The sequence below is a fragment of the Endozoicomonas sp. ALE010 genome, assembly GCF_049310165.1.
In the GTDB taxonomy this organism is placed as follows: domain Bacteria; phylum Pseudomonadota; class Gammaproteobacteria; order Pseudomonadales; family Endozoicomonadaceae; genus Endozoicomonas.
This window is the reverse complement of sequence record NZ_JBLYNV010000036.1, coordinates 21122-38899: the sequence shown is the minus strand read 5'-3', so window position 1 is coordinate 38899 and position 17778 is coordinate 21122. Positions and strand designations below refer to the sequence as shown.

At 48.9% G+C, this 17778-nt stretch carries 10 protein-coding genes; 6 read left to right on the top strand and 4 right to left on the bottom strand.

Annotated features, from left to right (window positions below; all coding sequences use genetic code 11):
- Window positions 1-131 precede the first annotated feature (131 nt).
- Both ACO6UY_RS15165 and ACO6UY_RS15160 read right to left on the bottom strand, forming a co-directional pair.
- Window positions 132-2831 carry a hypothetical protein gene (locus ACO6UY_RS15165; RefSeq protein WP_422490490.1) on the bottom strand — a complete coding sequence of 900 codons (2700 nt, stop codon included), beginning with the start codon at window positions 2829-2831 and terminating at the stop codon, window positions 132-134.
- A gap of 275 nt (window positions 2832-3106) precedes the next feature.
- Window positions 3107-4447, bottom strand: coding sequence for a hypothetical protein (locus ACO6UY_RS15160; RefSeq protein ID WP_422447399.1), 1341 nt, complete (start codon window positions 4445-4447; stop codon window positions 3107-3109).
- 185 nt (window positions 4448-4632) lie between these two features.
- Between ACO6UY_RS15160 and ACO6UY_RS15155 the strand changes: the two genes are divergently transcribed.
- The 4 genes from ACO6UY_RS15155 (at window position 4633) to pilB (ending at window position 10415) form a co-directional block, all read left to right on the top strand.
- Window positions 4633-5988: a hypothetical protein gene (locus ACO6UY_RS15155; protein ID WP_422490488.1), complete on the top strand. Its 1356-nt coding sequence runs from the start codon at window positions 4633-4635 to the stop codon at window positions 5986-5988.
- A 403-nt stretch (window positions 5989-6391) separates the two neighbouring features.
- The gene (locus ACO6UY_RS15150) at window positions 6392-8341 is read left to right on the top strand and encodes a DUF1302 domain-containing protein (RefSeq protein ID WP_422490486.1); all 1950 of its coding nucleotides are present in this window, start codon (window positions 6392-6394) and stop codon (window positions 8339-8341) included.
- Window positions 8342-8452: 111 nt separating this feature from the next.
- Complete coding sequence (locus tag ACO6UY_RS15145; RefSeq protein ID WP_422490484.1) at window positions 8453-8665, top strand: hypothetical protein; 213 nt, start codon at window positions 8453-8455, stop codon at window positions 8663-8665.
- A gap of 34 nt (window positions 8666-8699) precedes the next feature.
- Complete coding sequence (gene pilB / locus ACO6UY_RS15140) at window positions 8700-10415, top strand: type IV-A pilus assembly ATPase PilB (RefSeq protein ID WP_422490482.1); 1716 nt, start codon at window positions 8700-8702, stop codon at window positions 10413-10415.
- An 89-nt stretch (window positions 10416-10504) separates the two neighbouring features.
- Here pilB and putA read toward each other — a convergent pair whose 3' ends face one another.
- The gene (putA, locus tag ACO6UY_RS15135; protein WP_422447409.1) at window positions 10505-13684 is read right to left on the bottom strand and encodes a bifunctional proline dehydrogenase/L-glutamate gamma-semialdehyde dehydrogenase PutA; all 3180 of its coding nucleotides are present in this window, start codon (window positions 13682-13684) and stop codon (window positions 10505-10507) included.
- A 405-nt stretch (window positions 13685-14089) separates the two neighbouring features.
- Between putA and ACO6UY_RS15130 the strand changes: the two genes are divergently transcribed.
- Window positions 14090-15388: a hypothetical protein gene (locus tag ACO6UY_RS15130; protein WP_422447411.1), complete on the top strand. Its 1299-nt coding sequence runs from the start codon at window positions 14090-14092 to the stop codon at window positions 15386-15388.
- Window positions 15389-15461: 73 nt separating this feature from the next.
- On the opposite strand, the gene ACO6UY_RS15125 is transcribed toward ACO6UY_RS15130, so the two are convergent.
- Window positions 15462-16514 (bottom strand): PLP-dependent cysteine synthase family protein, encoded by a 1053-nt coding sequence (locus ACO6UY_RS15125; protein ID WP_422447413.1) that lies wholly within the window; start codon window positions 16512-16514, stop codon window positions 15462-15464.
- Between the two features lie 94 nt (window positions 16515-16608).
- Here ACO6UY_RS15125 and ACO6UY_RS15120 point away from each other — a divergent pair, with 94 nt between their 5' ends.
- Window positions 16609-17748, top strand: coding sequence for a polynucleotide adenylyltransferase (locus tag ACO6UY_RS15120; RefSeq protein ID WP_422447415.1), 1140 nt, complete (start codon window positions 16609-16611; stop codon window positions 17746-17748).
- The last annotated feature ends 30 nt before the right edge of the window (window positions 17749-17778 follow it).

The window sequence follows — 17778 nt, the reverse complement described above, 5'->3', positions numbered from 1 at the left end:
GTTATTTTTTGTACAGCGCAGCCAAATTGATCAGCGATTTCCCTGAAAAACTCCGGAACCCGTTCGCTTAAAATAGCTATTGATCTCAAAGTAAGGGGTCTTATAGGGTTACGTTCTAATCACCTCAGCAATCAATCATCCCCGCCGAAACCGCCTCCACCAAAACTGCTGCCACCGTAATCACCTCCATCATAATCACTTCGACTGTGCCCACCTCCACTGTACCCACCTCCACTGTACTCATCTTCACTGTAACCACCTCCACTGTACTCACCTCCACTGTACTCACCTCTACTGTACTCACTTCTACTGTATCCACCTCCACTGTGCCCACCTCCACTGTACCCATCTCCACTGTACCCATCTCCACTGTACCCACCTCCACTGTACTCACCTCTACTGTGCCCACCTCCACTGTTCCCATCTCTATCGAGACTTCTTATGCTGAGACTACTTATACCGAGACCACCTCCTGAATCGAAACCAGCAACATCATTTACAACGTCTCCAATGTCTGGCGAAGAAGCGACTAATTCAGAAAAGATATCAACGTTGTCTAATGATAAGCCTGCACCTATATCAAGTGGCAGGCGGGCAAAATCCCCAATATCAATATCACCTGAAAAGCTGGAAGCGGGTATGGATAAATTTTCTGTACACGTAGACGGAGGAAGATCTAAACGCAATTCACCAGATTCAGATCCATAAGCCGGATTGAATGTACGTTCCGGAGTGAGGAATAAAGCAACATACAGATGCGGCATCCAAAAGCCGTCTACCAGAAAATATCTTTCGGTGGGTTTAATTTGAGCCAAGTCAGAGTAATAACTGTCAAGTTGCTGGTGAAACAACGGCAATGAGAGACTTAGTTCTTCCTTTTTCCGTTTCGCATTTTCATGGATTTCGCATAATTTATTTGACACCTCAGAGTTTAACTGGGCCTCAAGATTACCAATAGCAGTGGTTTTTATATTCTGATATTTGCATTCTATAGTTTGACTATCTTTGATTTTATTAATGATTTCAACTATTTCAATTGGCTTGCGGATCTTTTTTTTATAACCACCCCATGCCCTGTGAGGTTTATCAAAATATGAGTTGATCAGTTTTTCGCCTTTATCTCTCATTTCGTCTTTGGGCGCTAAGATCATAGCCTCCATGACAAGCCGAACAGCTTTTTTTAAATTTTCTTGAAATTTTTCCTTCATACGAATGCAATTATCATTACGCCTGCTATCATCACGACTGCTAACGATAACACCTCCGAAATAATAATTAGCATTTTCAAATGCAGTAATAGCATTCATAATTTTTTCATCATAGAGTTTAATTGACTCATGGATTGTTTCGCAATATTGATTGTGGTACTCGGTTTCGTGCAATTCAACAATCCCCTGAATCTGTGACTGACACTTTTCAATAAAATCATTTGCTGATTTCTCAGCAGCTTTATCAAACTGCTGGAAGATTTTCTTTTCAATAAGATTCTTGTGAAGTTTTTTGAGCTCAATATGACATGGATACTTTGCTAAACCTTCCAGGCATAACTTGCTATGATCTTTATCAAAAGCTGGGTTCAAGGCGAGCTGATAAAAATGATCGGCACTGACAACACAGGACATCACTTTTTCATATAAGCCATCAAAGAACTCCTTACGAATCCCGGGGCTTAATTGACTGAATTGCTTAAATGCCTCCAGAGCATCATCAAAGTTGTTAATAGATGCATGCATTTTGCTGAATATTCTTTCAGCTACCTCATCCTGACCCAGTCCAGCGATATTTACTCTGTAAAAAGCCGCCTTACTATCAACTAATGTTTGGGCCTCATTGCACAATACAGAAAATGCCTTTTTGAGTATTGCTTTTTCATCATCTTTAACAAGGCTTTCCATTTTTTCATTAAGTAAAAATAGTGAATCAGCACGTACCTTCTCTTTTGGTAAACGCTCTACTCTGTTTATCAAATGCTGGATAAGTGCTTTGTGACCTGAAGTTGACAGAATGCTGATATAACAGTGATTATTTTCAACGAATTTTTTTAATGACTCCGTAGTATCGAGTGAATCAAGATCACAGCCCATAGTCTTGACGGCCATGACACTCAGTACTTCCTTCAATCCCTGAAGAGCACCTGACTCACCATGTTCCCGCACTGATTCCTGATTGATCCGCCAGTAAAGCAGGTATATCAACCCAAGAGTCTCGGCATTACCGGGGTGCTGGTCCTTGTCAAATAACGTTATTAATGACTCCTGTAACGAACTGAACGTATTGGGCAATACCATAAATTCAGACAACTCTGATTTGACGAAGTCAAGCAAGGGAACAATATTGGAAAATGATTGAATGGCACGCTTTAAATTATCTTCCAGAAGAGCATTTATTCTCTGTGTTTGCTCTACAACCCTGGTCTTTAGCGCTTCGTATCTTGTGTTATTATGCCTGAGTATGGGTAACCGAAGGTTTTTATTGGTTTTGGACTCCAGATATCTGAACCTGGATTTGTTGCTACTATAAGTATCTAACGGATTATTCTGATCAGCATAATTTGCAAATTCACGGTGACAGGTATCAATCTTGCGATTATTGTCACTGAGAAGTAAATCCAATCGATAAGGTTTGGTAAGCAGGTATCGCAAGGGAAATTTGTTAACCACTTCTATTCTGGAGCGTCTATGAAGCTCGATACCTTGTGGTGCTGGTGTTAATTCCGATGAATCAATGTTCACGAGGGGGAACGTAGGACTGGCCGTTTGTTCTTCTTGCTGTTCTGTATAGTGTGTCGAAAGGGAATTTTCAAATGAAGCGGGTATCATAATAAAATCCAACTTGAGAGGTCAGCCAGGCTTGCACACTGAGTCAGGCAGCTTTACTCAATTCTTGTTAAGTAGTGGAACAGATGTTTCAAACATTTCTGATCGGTTAGTCAGATTGGACTATGACTTTGCAAGAACGTTCCGTGATTTTCACATTATTTGAAATCTTTGCAGCATTTCTGATGAAGTCTGTCCTTCCAATTGAATGGCTCAATGGAAGGACAGCGGCCCCGGAGGTGGCAACGGTATAAAACTCACCGATGTGATAGGGATAAATATCTGCCGACTCAATCCAACCTGGCCTGATCATTCTGGGCAGACAGAATAGCCTCCACATAAGAAGCGCCATTTTCAGAAAACCCACCCAGCAAATCGGTGATAACCGCTATCAACCGGTTATAGCCATCCTCCCCGGAAGTCTTTAACACCGTTGCCTGCAACGAAGACCTGGTATTCAGTTCAGAATATTCCACCATGGGATCATCAACGTAGTGTTCCGGCATGGTCTGTTCCAGCACCTCGTGAATATCATGAGCTTTCTCATAAGCCTGCCTGGAAATGACCGTAACAATATGATCATCCTCATAAACTCTGGCGGTTGTTTGTCTCGTTAGTGCCTGAATGGTCGGGTGTTGCTGGTTTTTCTCTGCATAAGCCTGACTCATCACCTGGCTTTGAAAGTCTTCAAGGACTGTGTGCCGGTTGGATGCCAGTTGGATCGCCTCTTTCTGCCCTTGTGGAAAACCCACAAGGTTCATTAAGCCAACCCACAGGGTTGCCACGGTATTATTGCCCGGTACCGGCATCACATGATACGGGTTGGAAAAATCACTGAGATAGTGGAGCCCCCATCCCATAAAACGCCATCCCCAGTAATCATGCCCCTGACTGAAGGCAAACTCGGATAGCTGCTTAAAAGACTGGATGCGATACTCCGGATACGTCTGCTTTAAAAAACCACCCAGGGCATAAAGCAACGATGACTCATGGTAAAAGCCCATGTGGAAAGGTGCCTGTGTACCATATTCCAGGTTTGGATTACCAAACGGCTGCTTACCAAACCCATAGATCTTGCCGTAGTCGGTATTGCTGTCGGTAAACAGGCCTATATCCAGCCCGTGATCCGGTTCGTCCGTGGCCGTTGTGACGATATCGATGGCTGAGGCCTTATCCCCCGGTTGCAGCTGAACCAACTGCACAGACACCAGATGATCAAAATTCTTCAGAGTGCTCACTGACTGCGGCTTAATGGGTGGAGACAATCGTTTTTCCCCGGGAAGAAGCTGTAAATACAGAGGCCATCTGGTATTTGGGTTAACACGAATGGCATGGGCAAAGCGGGTACGAATATCGTCTTTGCTGCCCGTCGCCCTGAAGGCCAGATCTTGCGGACGGGGCGCATAGTGCCATAAATTTTCCTGCATCCACTGCTCCTGCTGATCCAGAAACGCTTCCAGCGCCTCTTCATTAGCCAGCAGAAAGCTTTCCAGACTTTCCACTGTCACCGGGGCTGCATCCCGAACCGGCGGCAGTGTCGCCAGCATCTGGTGAGTGACCAGAGTGTGGTTGGACCAGGAAAACGCCTGGGCAGAGATCAGCAAAGACAGCAGAAAACATAAGGTACGCATAGGCAGGCTCGGTAAAGTAACGTTTTTATTAAATTTATTGCGCGTATACCATAACGATAATGACGGGTTGATGGCAATCAGCTATCAACAACACAATAGGAAAAAAATACGGAACTTTAAAACAGTTTTATGGCCTAAGATATTCAGTGATTGGATATATATGGCATTATCTGATCTATCACTGAATGGCCGAAAAATCCCCAGTTACCAGTATGTATTTAACCAACCCCATATTCCTCTCTGACTCTGTTGACAGGGTTTATGGGGTACATCAAAAACATCATGACCTTGAGCCATTAGCATCCGACGGCAGTGAATTCATCCCGGATATAACAGGCCTTAAAACCACCCTCAACGGTGTATCCGTTCGGGCGATCTATCACCCCCCTCACCTGTATATGACTAAAACGGGTACTTTAAATTCAGTCATCTATGACGGTGCCAGTAGCAATAATCCCTATGATTACCACATCGCTAAAAATGCCAAGATAATCATTCCCTCAAGCGTTTTCCCCATGTTCAGAAGTGAAATGAAAGATGGGGACAGACTGGTAATCAGCACCAAAACAATGAAGTACAAATATCAGATTGCTGAAGCCGATCATTCGCCAAAGAAAGAAGTAACAGGGATAGCCGTTCTTGGTTCCGAAGAACCGGCTAACACGACCGAAATTGAATACCTTCAGTCTCTGGTTGAAAAACATGTTTTAAAGCCCAGAGATACAGCATTCATCGCTACCATGCTGCCCATCAGTACCAGGGAACTGATTTATTTTTTTAATAAAGCCTACCGCTGTAAGGATAAATTATTTGACAGCGATTCCGGGCAGCAAACATTACTGACCATCGTCTCAAACCGCCAGCAGTGGGATGTTTGCTTCAAGCTACTGGAACTGGGGGCCACTCCCGATGCTGGTCATCACGGTGATAGCATAACGCCGCTTCACATGGCGGCAAAAGCGGGACAATCCGATCTGCTGGAAGCCCTGTTGCTTCATAACGCCAACCCCAACATGACTACCGGGCCCTGGTCCTACAAGGGCGAGTGCAAGAGGATGACGGCATTAAGGTTTACCCTGCTGTATAAAGGCAAAGATGAAGAAGAAAGCGCAAACGTCAGAAAATCAATGATTCAAACACTGCTGGAAAGCGGTGCCGACCCAATGACCATCGACACGACAGAGTTAGCTGAATTCATTGAACCGTTAGAATTAATGCTTGAGACCTTTCTGGTTGCCCCAACAAATTCAGTAAAACACACCAGACTCCGGCAAAAATACCAACAATATCTGGAAAAATTAGCAGCCGATGGTTCAGATATTCAAAAAAAACTGAGGTCCGGTTGCACGTTTGCGCAGCGAAAATCAATGGAGAATCTATTAAGGTTACTGGATAAGCTGGCCAGCAAGGCAGACACAGTGCCCACACTTCAGAACGTATGCCGTGCCGTCATTCGTCCCGAACTGAATTTCCCAATCCGCAAAAGCATCAAGGACCTCAAGCTTCCCGGAAAATTCGAAAAATTCATCTCTGACAGATAGTGAATTCTGATGAAAACCATGTACTCGTTGTCGCATCACAAGTGACCACCAGACAGCTCGCTCTGACAGGAAGAAAAACCCTGTAAAAAAAAGGGGAAAAAGATCAAGAAGGAAATGACCAGACCGGGTATAAATTTCTTGCATACCACTATGCTCTTTAGTACAAATAGACAGGCCGAAACAAAGAACAATAAAAATAATACCAAGAGCACTTTCTAAACATCGTCGTATATATAGCCAACTGCGGTGCAAAATATGGTCAGGTAGCCGGTGATAGTGGGGACTATTATCAGGTGTTCCAAGGCTGTAAAGGAATCCGGGTTACCAGCGCTACAGCGCCGTTAGAATGTTCCATTGGTGGAAAAAATAACTCTAATAATAAACGGCAAGGACACACCATCTCATGTTGACACCACAAAAACGACTGCAGCTCGCACCTGCAACCGCTGGTTTTGTCTTATCCGGTACACTGCTTTTCGCTGCTTCTACCCAGGCTTTTGAGTTTGAGGCAATGGATGGTGAAGTGCAGGGGACTCTCAATACTACCATTACTTTGGGGGCCAAGTATGATCTGGAAGGTTATGAAACGCCAGATAGTGCTGAGCAAAACGAAAACGACGGCGATCGTTCTTTTGATAAAGGCTTTGTTAGCAAGGCTCTCAAGCTGACTTCTGAGCTGGATCTGAAAAAAGATAACTACGGTTTCTATGGTCGTGCTACGGCTTTTTACGACCATGTACTGATGAATGGCAGCAACAAGTGGGATTCCAATAACGCCAAGGATGTTGCAAAAGGCCTTGACGATGAAGCTGGAACATTTAACGGCTGGTCCGATGAAGTAAAAGATAATCAAGGCCGGGGGGCCAAGTTACAAAGCGCTTATTTATACGGTGACTGGACATTTGAAGGTGGTCAGAAACTCAGTCTTAAACTGGGTGATCAGACCCACAACTGGGGCGAATCCATTTTCTACGCCGGTGGTTTGAGAGATCTGAACGCCTATGATGTTGCGCTCTCTTCCCTTCCCGGCTCTGATGGTGATCTGAACATTGCCCAGGGCATGCTGATGGCCGATCTCCAGTTCAATGATGAAATGAAACTGTCAGCCTTTGCCCAATATGACTGGGAAGGTTCAATTATGCCAGGACGTGGTACCTACGACTCCGGCACAGATCTCTTTGTTCCGGGCTCTGACTTTGCCTACTATGAACTGTCGAGATTCGGACTGAACACTATTGGAGACGCTGGTTACGACGCTCTGTTAGCTGCTGCTCTGGGTGAAAATGGCGCAAATATTGATACATTTGGTGACTACGGAAAAGTTGCTAATGTCGGTGGTGTAGTCGATGCAAGCGACTCTGGACAGTGGGGCATGAAGTTCACATTTACCCCTGAGTCACTACCAGACACTGAATTTGCAATTTACTACGCTAATTACCACTCAAGCACTCCATTTTTTGAAACAAAAGTTACTCAAGCGTCTGCACTCGGCGGCTTAGGTATTTCTGGTCTCGCTTCAGCAGGTGTATCTCCTAACGCAACAGTTGAGAGCCTCCTTGATGGTATCAGCGCTGATCCAACCAATACCACTCGACAGATGTTACAGCGGGGTTTGGCAGCGATGTATATGCTACAAAATGGTGTTGACGCCCGAGTAATTTACCCAGAAGACATTAAACTCTGGGGAGCCAGCTTTAATACTAAAGTCTGGGGCTACACACAAATTGCCGGTGAAATCACCTATAGAGAGAATGCACCAATCTGGGTTGATCACCCAGATGACATTCTTGGTAGCGGTGTTCTTGGTATCGGAGACTTTGCTGCTGGTGGTGATGTTAAAATTTCTCAAGCTACGGGAAAAACCGTCAAAGCTGACCAATGGTATCAGAATATCGAACGGACACCGATGTGGGATGCTTCTTTATCGATAATCCAACCATTCGGGGCCGTTCTTGGCACTGACCTGATGTACGTTGTTGCTGAAGCGGCGTTTGAACAGGTAGCTGGCCTGAATGATGAATATTATGGCCGCATCCTGGGCAAGGGCGCTGAATCAGGAATCAATGAGGAAGAACGCCTCGACCGGAACAGCTGGGGCTACAACGTAATGGTTGGTGCCAATTGGAACGATGTCGCAATGCAGGGACTGAACCTTGAGTCCACTTTCCGCTTTACTCATGACGTTAATGGCAACTCCCATTTTACTGGTCGCTTTGAAGAAGGCGAGAAAAGGATCAACATGGGCCTGACCGCCAAATACGACGATATGATGGCCAAAGTGACCTGGGGTGGCGATGCCGACAACGTTCTGCGTAAAGGCACCATTACCGGCACGGTTGGTTATACCTTCTAACCTGGTGCCCACGGTCTCCAGCACACCATTTCAATGAGTTTGATGTGTACAATCTCCGTTCACCCTGAGCGCCCTTCGACTCCGCTCAGGTCGAACGGAGTTTGGGCGTCATTGATAACCCCATCAACCGTGCCCCCATTAAAGCCCCACGATACCCAGCCAATACCAAAGCCGATAAAATCCCCACGATTCCCGGCAAAAACCCGGGCCAATAAAATCCCCCCGCACAAAACCACCCTTAACCATCCGCCATTTATGCTGATATATTACAAAGAGCCTGCTGATGCCCCGTTGCCAGTTCAGCGAAACATCATCAGGCCCTGACAATGAATTCAATCTCCAGGGACAGAAACAGGTTATGGCAAACAAACCTCTGACCGGGCTGGCGGCCCGCCTGCTGGCCGATCAATTGATGGAAGAGGCCGACATTCACGACGCTGAAGCCGCTGCTGCCAAGGCCAACAAACCGCTCGCCCGATATCTGCTGGAAAAAAAGCTGGTCAACGGTAATGCCCTGACGCTCGCCACTGCCGAAGAGTTTGGCCTGCCAGTGATCGATCTCAAGGCCTTTGACAAAGAGCATCTGGTCAAAGACGTCGTCGAAGAAAAACTGATGCGAAAGCACAATGTGCTGCCGCTGATCAAGCGGGGCTCACACCTGTTTGCCGCCGTTTCTGATCCGTCCAACCTTCAGGGTCTCGATGAAATCCGCTTTAATACCGGCCTGACCATTCACACGGTCCTGTCGGAGCCCGAAATTCTGGAGAAAATGATTGATGCCACTCTGGATGATACCGGTGGCGCTTTGTCAGAGCTTGGCGACGATGGGCTGGTCGATCTTGAAGACCTTGAAGTCAGCGCAGTGGATGATGGGTCCGATGATACCCTGGGAGCTAACGGCGGCGGCGAGGATGACACGCCGGTGGTGAAGTTCGTCAATAAAATGCTGCTGTCCGCCATCAAAGGCGGTGCATCGGATCTGCACTTTGAGCCCTATGAAAGAACCTATCGGGTTCGTTTCAGAACCGACGGCGTGCTCCATGAAGTCAATCGCCCCCCGGTCAGCCTCGGGTCCAGGATTGCTTCACGACTGAAGATCATGTCGGCCATGGATATTTCCGAGCGCAGGAAGCCTCAGGATGGCCGGATAAAAATGAAGCTGTCGAAAAGCAAGGCCATCGACTTTCGGGTCAACACGCTGCCGACGCTCTGGGGTGAGAAAATCGTACTTCGTATCCTCGATCCTTCCAGCGCCAAAATGGGGATTGATGCCCTGGGCTACGAAGAAGAGCAGAAAGAGATGTATATGACCGCCCTGCACCAGCCACAGGGCATGATTCTGGTTACCGGACCCACCGGTTCGGGAAAAACGGTATCGCTCTATACCGGTTTGAATATTCTCAATACCAATGAGCGAAACATTTCCACCGCGGAGGACCCGGTGGAAATTAACCTGGAAGGTATTAACCAGGTTAACGTCAATCCCAAACAGGGTATGGACTTCAGCCAGGCGTTGCGGGCTTTCCTGCGTCAGGATCCGGATATCATCATGGTGGGTGAGATAAGGGACCTGGAAACCGCCAATATTGCCATCAAGGCGGCCCAGACCGGCCATATGGTGATGTCCACCCTGCACACCAACAGCGCGGCAGAGACCCTGACCCGTTTGCAGAACATGGGGGTGCCATCATTTAACATCGCAACCTCGGTCAGCCTGATTATTGCCCAGCGTCTGGCACGAAGACTGTGCAGCCAGTGCAAGGTAAAGGTTGAAATCCCGAAAGAAACACTGCTGGAAGAGGGCTTTACCGAAGAGCAGGCGGACTCCGCCGAGATTTTTGGCCCTAAAGGCTGTGACAACTGTAAGGGTGGCTATAAAGGTCGTGTGGGTATTTATGAGGTGGTGTCGATCACCCCCGGCATGCAGCAGATCATTATGGCCGAAGGCAACTCTCTGGAAATCTCGGAACAGGCCCAGAAAGAAGGCTTTAACAACCTTCGCCAATCGGGGCTATTAAAGGCACTGCAAGGGGTTACCAGCCTTGAAGAGGTGAACCGGGTAACGCAGGATTAACCAGGCACTGCTGGATTCTCGCTGCTTCACGGCCCTTGAGGGAGGCATAAAAGCCTTTCGCAACTCCCTCAGAGCCTGTGAATAAGTGCTTAAACAGACTCACTTCCCAAAGACAGCAGCGTAGCGTTTCCGCCAACAGCCGTGGTATTGATCGACAACGTCTGTTCGGTTGCAAACCGCTGCAGGTAGTTTGGCCCACCCGCTTTTGGACCGGTACCTGACAGCCCCTGGCCACCAAATGGCTGAACACCGACAACAGCGCCAGTCTGGTTCCTGTTGATATAGATATTACCTACCTTGACCCGCTGCTCAATAAACGTCGCCGTCACTTCGTTTCTACTGTGAATTCCCAGGGTAAGGCCATACCCGGTACTGTTGATCTGCTTAATCACCTCAGGTAACGCTTTCGCGTCGTAACGAATCACATGGAGAACAGGGCCGAAGTGCTCCTTCTCCAGTTGGCCAATATGGTCAATTTCAAAGGCAACCGGCGCAACAAAACTGCCGTTAGCGCAATCCGCTGGCAGTTGGCATTCAAACAGCAGTTTGGCTTCTTGTTTCATGCGTTCGATATGTGCCTGTAGTGACAGGCGAGCCTTTTCATCAATCACCGGGCCAATATCGGTAGAATGAAAACTCGGATTACCGATAGACAGCTCCTTCATTGCCCCCTGCAACAGAGCGATCACCCGGTCAGCAATATCTTTCTGCACATAAAGTACCCTGAGCGCTGAACAGCGCTGCCCGGCACTGCCAAAGGCGGACAAAAGAACATCATTTACCACCTGCTCAGGCAGTGCGGTGGAATCGACGATCATGGCATTCTGACCACCTGTTTCAGCAATCAGCGGTATCATTGCGCCAGGGCGATTCGCCAGCGTCTGATTAATCAACCGGGCGGTTTCCGTGGAGCCGGTGAAAGCGACACCGGCAATCCGGGCATCAGCCACCAGTTGACGACCCACCGTGGTACCCTCGCCGGGCAATAATTGAATCACATCCCCGGGAATACCCGCTGCCAGCATCAGCTCAACGGCCCTGCCCGCAATCAGGCCGGTTTGTTCAGCAGGTTTGGCAATCACCGTATTCCCGGAGGCAAGCGCTGCGGTAATCTGCCCGAGGAAAATAGCCAGGGGAAAGTTCCAGGGGCTGATACAGAGAAAAACCCCTCGCCCACAAAGCCGCAGCTCGTTAGACTCCCCCGTTGGCCCCGGCATCATGATGGACGATGAAAACCGCTCCCGTGCCTGACCTGCGTAATAGCGGCAAAAATCCACCGCCTCCCGCACTTCATCAATGGCATCGTGCACGGTTTTGCCAGCTTCCTGATGGCACAGGGCCACCAGCTCCTCACGGTTTTCTTCCAGTAAGTCTGCCAGTTTCTCCAGACATTCTGCCCGCTGTTCTGCGGGTGTGGAATTCCAGCGTTCAAAGGCCGCTTCAGCAATGCCAATGGCCGTATCGGTCCGGGTTTCATCACTCCATCCCAAATGGCCTGCAATCTGAGAGCGGTCATGGGGGCAGGTTATTTCAGAGGTCTCTGTTGACGGTACAAGCTGACCATCAATCCACGGCCCCTGAGTCCATTTATGCCCCATAAAGCTCAGTACTTTTTGCTGAAATGGCTGCCACTGACTGTCAATATCCACATTCACACCCAGTGAGTTTTTCCGTGACTGGCCGTAAATAGACGGTGGCAACGGGATCTGGTCGTTCTGCAAACAAACCCGGCCTGTCAACGTCTCCACCGGATGCTGAACCAGCTCAGCAACCGGGGTTTTCGCATCCACCAGGCGGTGAACAAAGGAGGAATTGGCACCATTCTCAAGTAAACGACGAACCAGATAGGGCAGCAGATCCTTATGACTGCCAACAGGCGCATAAATACGCACCGAACGACGATGGTCAGTCAGGATGAAATTATAGAGCGCATCCCCCATACCGTGGAGGCGCTGGAACTCAAAATCAGCGGCACCTTCACGTTCTGCCATGGTAAGAATACTGGCAACAGTGTGAGCATTATGACTGGCAAACTGAGGATAGAGCGCCGCCCTGACAGGCTCGGATAACAGATACCTGGCACACACCAGGTAAGCAACATCTGTCGCTTCCTTGCGGGTATAGACCGGATAACCGCTCAGCCCCTGTTGCTGGCAAAGCTTTACTTCACTGTCCCAGTAAGCTCCCTTTACCAGCCGAACCGGGATGCGGTCTCCGTGCTCATGGGCCAGGGCAGAAAGCCAGCACAACGATGGCAGTGCCCGTTTGCCGTACGCCTGGATCACCAGACCGAGCCCACCCCAGCCACGGCAATCCGGGTGTCGGTAAACCCGCTCAAACACTTCCAGAAACAGCTCATGACGATCCTGTTCCTCAGCGTCCATATTGATAGCTACATTGCCCGCCCTGGCTTCTCGCACCAGATCCACCAGCGCCGGTACCAGCTCCCGGAAAACCCGCGCTTTATGGGCCACGTCATAGCGTGGATGAAGCGCAGAAAGCTTGATGGAAATGCCGGCACGGGGGGAGTTTTCGTGATCAGGTTCCGTAGCAACCGCTCTGATCGCCGCCAGGTATTCATCGTGATAACGCCGGGCATCCTCCATGGTCAGGGCAGACTCCCCCAACATATCAAAAGAGTAGGTGTACCCCTTTTCCCGTTGTTTCAGGCCATTCTTTAACGCTTCTGAAATATTCCGCCCCAGGACAAAATGACGCCCCATAATCTTCATGGCCTGGTTAACCGCCTGGCGAATAACCGGCTCCCCCATCCGGTTCACCAGTTTGCCAATAACCCCTCCGGCAGAGCCATCCTCCCCGGCGTCAAGGTTGACCACCTTGCCGGTCAGCAGCAATCCCCAGGTGGAGGCATTGACCAGCAGAGAGTCACTTTGGCTCAGGTGTTTTTTCCAGTCAGCCACACTGAGCTTGTCGCGGATCAGGGCATCGGCAGTGCGATCATCGGGAATACGCATCAGGGCTTCGGCCAGGCACATCAGCAAAATACCTTCCCGGGTATCCAGGCTGTACTGCAATAACAATGCATCAATCATATGAATGCCATTGTCACTGCCCCTGACCTGCTCAATCATTCTGGTGGCCTGACTGGCTGTCTCAGGGTAATCACCGGACTGTTCATCCAGAATCTGAACCAGTTCCTGTAACCAGGAAGCCTCATCCACGCAGTAATGAGGAGAGATCATCGACCAGAGTTCAGCTGGTTTTTGCCGGACAATACCTTCGTTGAATGCATCTTTCGCCTGGAACATACCCTTCTCCATATTGCCTTTCTCCAATTTGGGGCGTGCAGGATGAACAACCAGACTGCAGCCAATGATCCTGACTGGTTATTTAGAATATCTATCGCTCTTCCTGAGTACTTGAATAATACTCACCAGTTCTGCACGTCGATACCAGGTTAACTGCACTCGCAGCAGAGACCACACTCCTTAAATGGTCACCCGGAATCAATCATGGATGTATTCTCATTTTGTAGACTGATAAAACCCTACGATAGTTCACCAAAAAGTGTATATCTTTATAAAAAAATAATTACTAATTGATATAGAACCAATAACACTTCCACTTGTCGAATGTTGTCGCCATATCGGCAAAATGAGATCCGCAAAATTTTTAACCCCCTACTTCTCCATCAATTTAACAAGGATTAAATAATGGCGACCCCATTATCAGCATCGGTCACACAACCAATCTACACTCCACCGGCAGCGGGTGGGCTTCAGACCGGACAGTCATCCGGGCCGACTGGCCACTATGTTGGGCATAATGTCGACACACATGATCCCGCACCTCAATTACAAGGTTCCGGAACAGGCGCTCCAGCCCAGTCCTATCAGCAACAGGGTGGCCAGCCCCCCTTCGGCTCCGTTGCACAGCACCCTGCTACCAGTTACATGACACCTCAACCTCCAGCGGGAGCGCCAACTGCCGCAGAAACAGCCCCTGCAACTCCGGAAGAGACTAAGACTAACGGCGAGCAGAAAGCTGCTGAAGGTGAAAAGAAAGCTGCCGAAGGTAAACAAAAATCAGCTGGCGGTAAAACCCTTCTTGAACGCTTGAATTTGGGGAATTTCTTAAACAATACGAGGAATGCAGGGGGGGCACCTGAATCAAAAACATCAGAGCAAGATGTTGAAAAAGGAAAAACTGCTGAAAAGGAAAAGACGGCTGACTCGGAAAAGAGTGCTGAGCAGAAAGCGCCGGAAAAAGCCCCTGACCAGGGAGCAAAACAATCTGCAGCACCGCCTGCGCCCGCGCCTGCACCCGCTGCCCATCAGCCAGTGAGCAGTCAATCACCCCATACAGGCCATCAACAAGACCCACACCGTTCGGCAATGCCGCCATATACCCCGGCTCCCACACACACCCCTGCAACTCCCGGGAATGTGCAGACTTCAGGTCATGAGTCGCATCATCAGACCTCGGTTACCGGGTCAACTCAACATGCTCAATTTGATAGCCGCTCCGTTCCTCCTGACAGCAAAGAGTCTGCTCCAACACCACAACGTACAGTTCTTGAGCAGAGAGTCGACAGCGACATTCAACACATGAGTAGCTTAGTGAATGAAGGTATTTCTCATTATGGCCAGCAGGGACCTACAAGGACTCGGCTGGAAGCCGATGCCCGCCGGGATCTTGAGTTCCATCGCGAGGAAGCCGCTAGATGCGAAGCGTACCTTCAACCTTCTACAAAACCGGAAACACAGCAACGGTTAACTGGGGAACTGGCCAGCCAACAAACGAATGAGGTCAGGACTAGTGAGCAATCCAGAACTCAACAAACGGGCCAACAATCCGGACTGCCGCCCTCACTTCAGGATGCCCTGGGCCAGGAGGTATTTTTAATGGCCAAACGAGGTGCAATTGAAGGTGCTCGTGAAGCCTTAAGTGCTCAAGCCAGGGGATTGGAGGAGAAATACGGACCTCTCGGGCAGCCAGGTACCGACGTTTAATCTTCTGACGTTTAACTCTCAACGGTCGCATCTGCGGCCGTTTTATTTTGGAGGCAGTCTGGGAAGGTTGGTATTATTTGCCATAAAAACGACATAAATTGTCTATCCATGGCTGTATATCCCCAACCTGGGCAGCAACCCAGTCAGGGTTATAACAGGTATCCAGATAACGATCACCCGGATCACACAACAGGGTAACGATGGATCCTTCCTGACCATCGGATTTCATCTGTGCAGCAATTTGCAAGGCACCGTATAAATTAGTCCCGGTACTCGGGCCAGCCTTGCGACCCAGTATCCTTTCCAGCCAGTGAATGGTTGCAATAGCGGCCACATCAGGCACTCGACGCATGTCATCAATCACACCAGGAATAAATGATGGTTCGACTCTCGGCCGCCCAATACCCTCTATACGAGAGCCCTGGTCAATCGTCAGGCTTGAGTCGCCACTGGCGTAGTAGTCCATGAAAACAGAGTGATCGGGGTCCACAACACATAACCGGGTATTCAGCTTTTGGTATCGAATGTAGCGTCCAATGGTGGCCGATGTTCCTCCGGTTCCCGGGCTCATGACAATCCAGCTGGGCACCGGGTATTTCTCAGCCCGCATCTGTCGAAAAATGGAATCGGCAATATTGTTGTTACCCCGCCAGTCTGTTGCCCTCTCGGCATAAGTAAACTGGTCCATATAGTGTCCATTCAGCTCCCTTGCCAACCGCTGGGATTCGGCATAAATCTCACTGGAGCAATTGACCAGGTGACACTGACCACCGTAAAACCTGATCTGTTGTATCTTCTGCATGGAGGTCGATCTGGGCATTACGGCGATAAATGGCAAGCCCAGCAGCCGGGCAAAGTAGGCTTCAGAAACGGCTGTACTTCCTGAAGAGGACTCAATAATGGTGGTATTCTCATCAACCCAGCCATTACAGATGGCATAAAGAAATAAAGATCGGGCCAGACGGTGCTTGAGGCTGCCCGTCGGGTGCGTGCTTTCATCTTTCAGATACACCTCGACACCGTTGATTTCCGGTAACTCAAGCCGTATCAGATGTGTATCTGCACTGCGCTGGAAATCCGCCTCAATTTTGCTGATGGCTTCATTAACCCATTGATGACCACTCATAACCTTCCCCCCAAATAAAATTTTAAAAAGAGAAAAAAATACACCATTTTGCTATAAACAATTCTTACTTTTATATCTGGAATAGTGCTAGTTTATGCAAGTTTATCGGGTAGGTGGTGCGGTCAGAGATCAATTACTGGGTTTGCCTGTCAAGGACAATGACTGGGTTGTCGTTGGTGCAACGCCCGGGCAGATGAAGGATCTGGGCTATCAGCCGGTTGGCCGGGATTTCCCGGTTTTCCTTCACCCGCAAACCAAAGAGGAATACGCACTGGCCCGAACGGAACGCAAAACCGGGCATGGTTATGCGGGTTTCAGCTTTCACACTTCCGTTGATATATCCCTGGAGGAAGACTTACTGAGACGGGATTTGACCATTAATGCCATGGCAGAAGACCAGCACGGGAACATTATTGACCCCTACGGAGGTCAGGAAGACCTGAAAAACCGCCGACTTCGCCACATATCGCCTGCTTTTCAGGAAGATCCTCTTAGAATCCTCAGGGTTGCCCGGTTCGCCGCAAGACTTGCCCCTCTTGGCTTTCAGGTGGCAGAAGAGACGCTGGAATTAATGAGCAACATGGTGAATAACGGCGAAGCATCCCACCTGGTGTCCGAAAGAGTATGGCAAGAAACGTCCAGAGCCTTGATGGAACCCAGCCCTTCGGTCTACTTTCAAACGCTGGAGTGCTGCGGTGCTCTTCAGGCCGTATTGCCCGAGTTCCGATCCCTGATCCATAACCAGACCTTATTGCACCTCAACATGGCTGCCCGGGACAACAACACTGCACTGATCCGGTTTGGCTGCCTGTTCTCGCCTCTACTGCCTCAGGCCGAAGCGGAAAAAACCAATGGCATACTGACGGTTCAGGGTGTTTCATCCAGATTGCGATTACCTTCAGAATATGCCGATATGGCCCTTCTGGTCACAGAGCACGCCCAGAGCGTTACGTCGGTTATTCACCGCAACGATGCAGAGTCCCTGATGTCCCTGTTTGAAGCCACCGATGCCCTGCGCCGCCCTGAACGCTTTATCAGCCTGATGACGATTCTTTCCTACAGCTTCGCAATGGTTAAATTGAAAAAAAGCCAGATCATTGAACTATTGACTGGCTGTTTATCCATTAAAGCCAGAGAGTTGATGACTGAAAACATCACAGGAAAAGCCCTCGGCGAAGCATTAAGACAGAAGCGGCTTCAGCAAATGCAATCAAAAATACTTCTTAACGAATAAAATCAGCGATTAAAGCCCCAACAATCTATG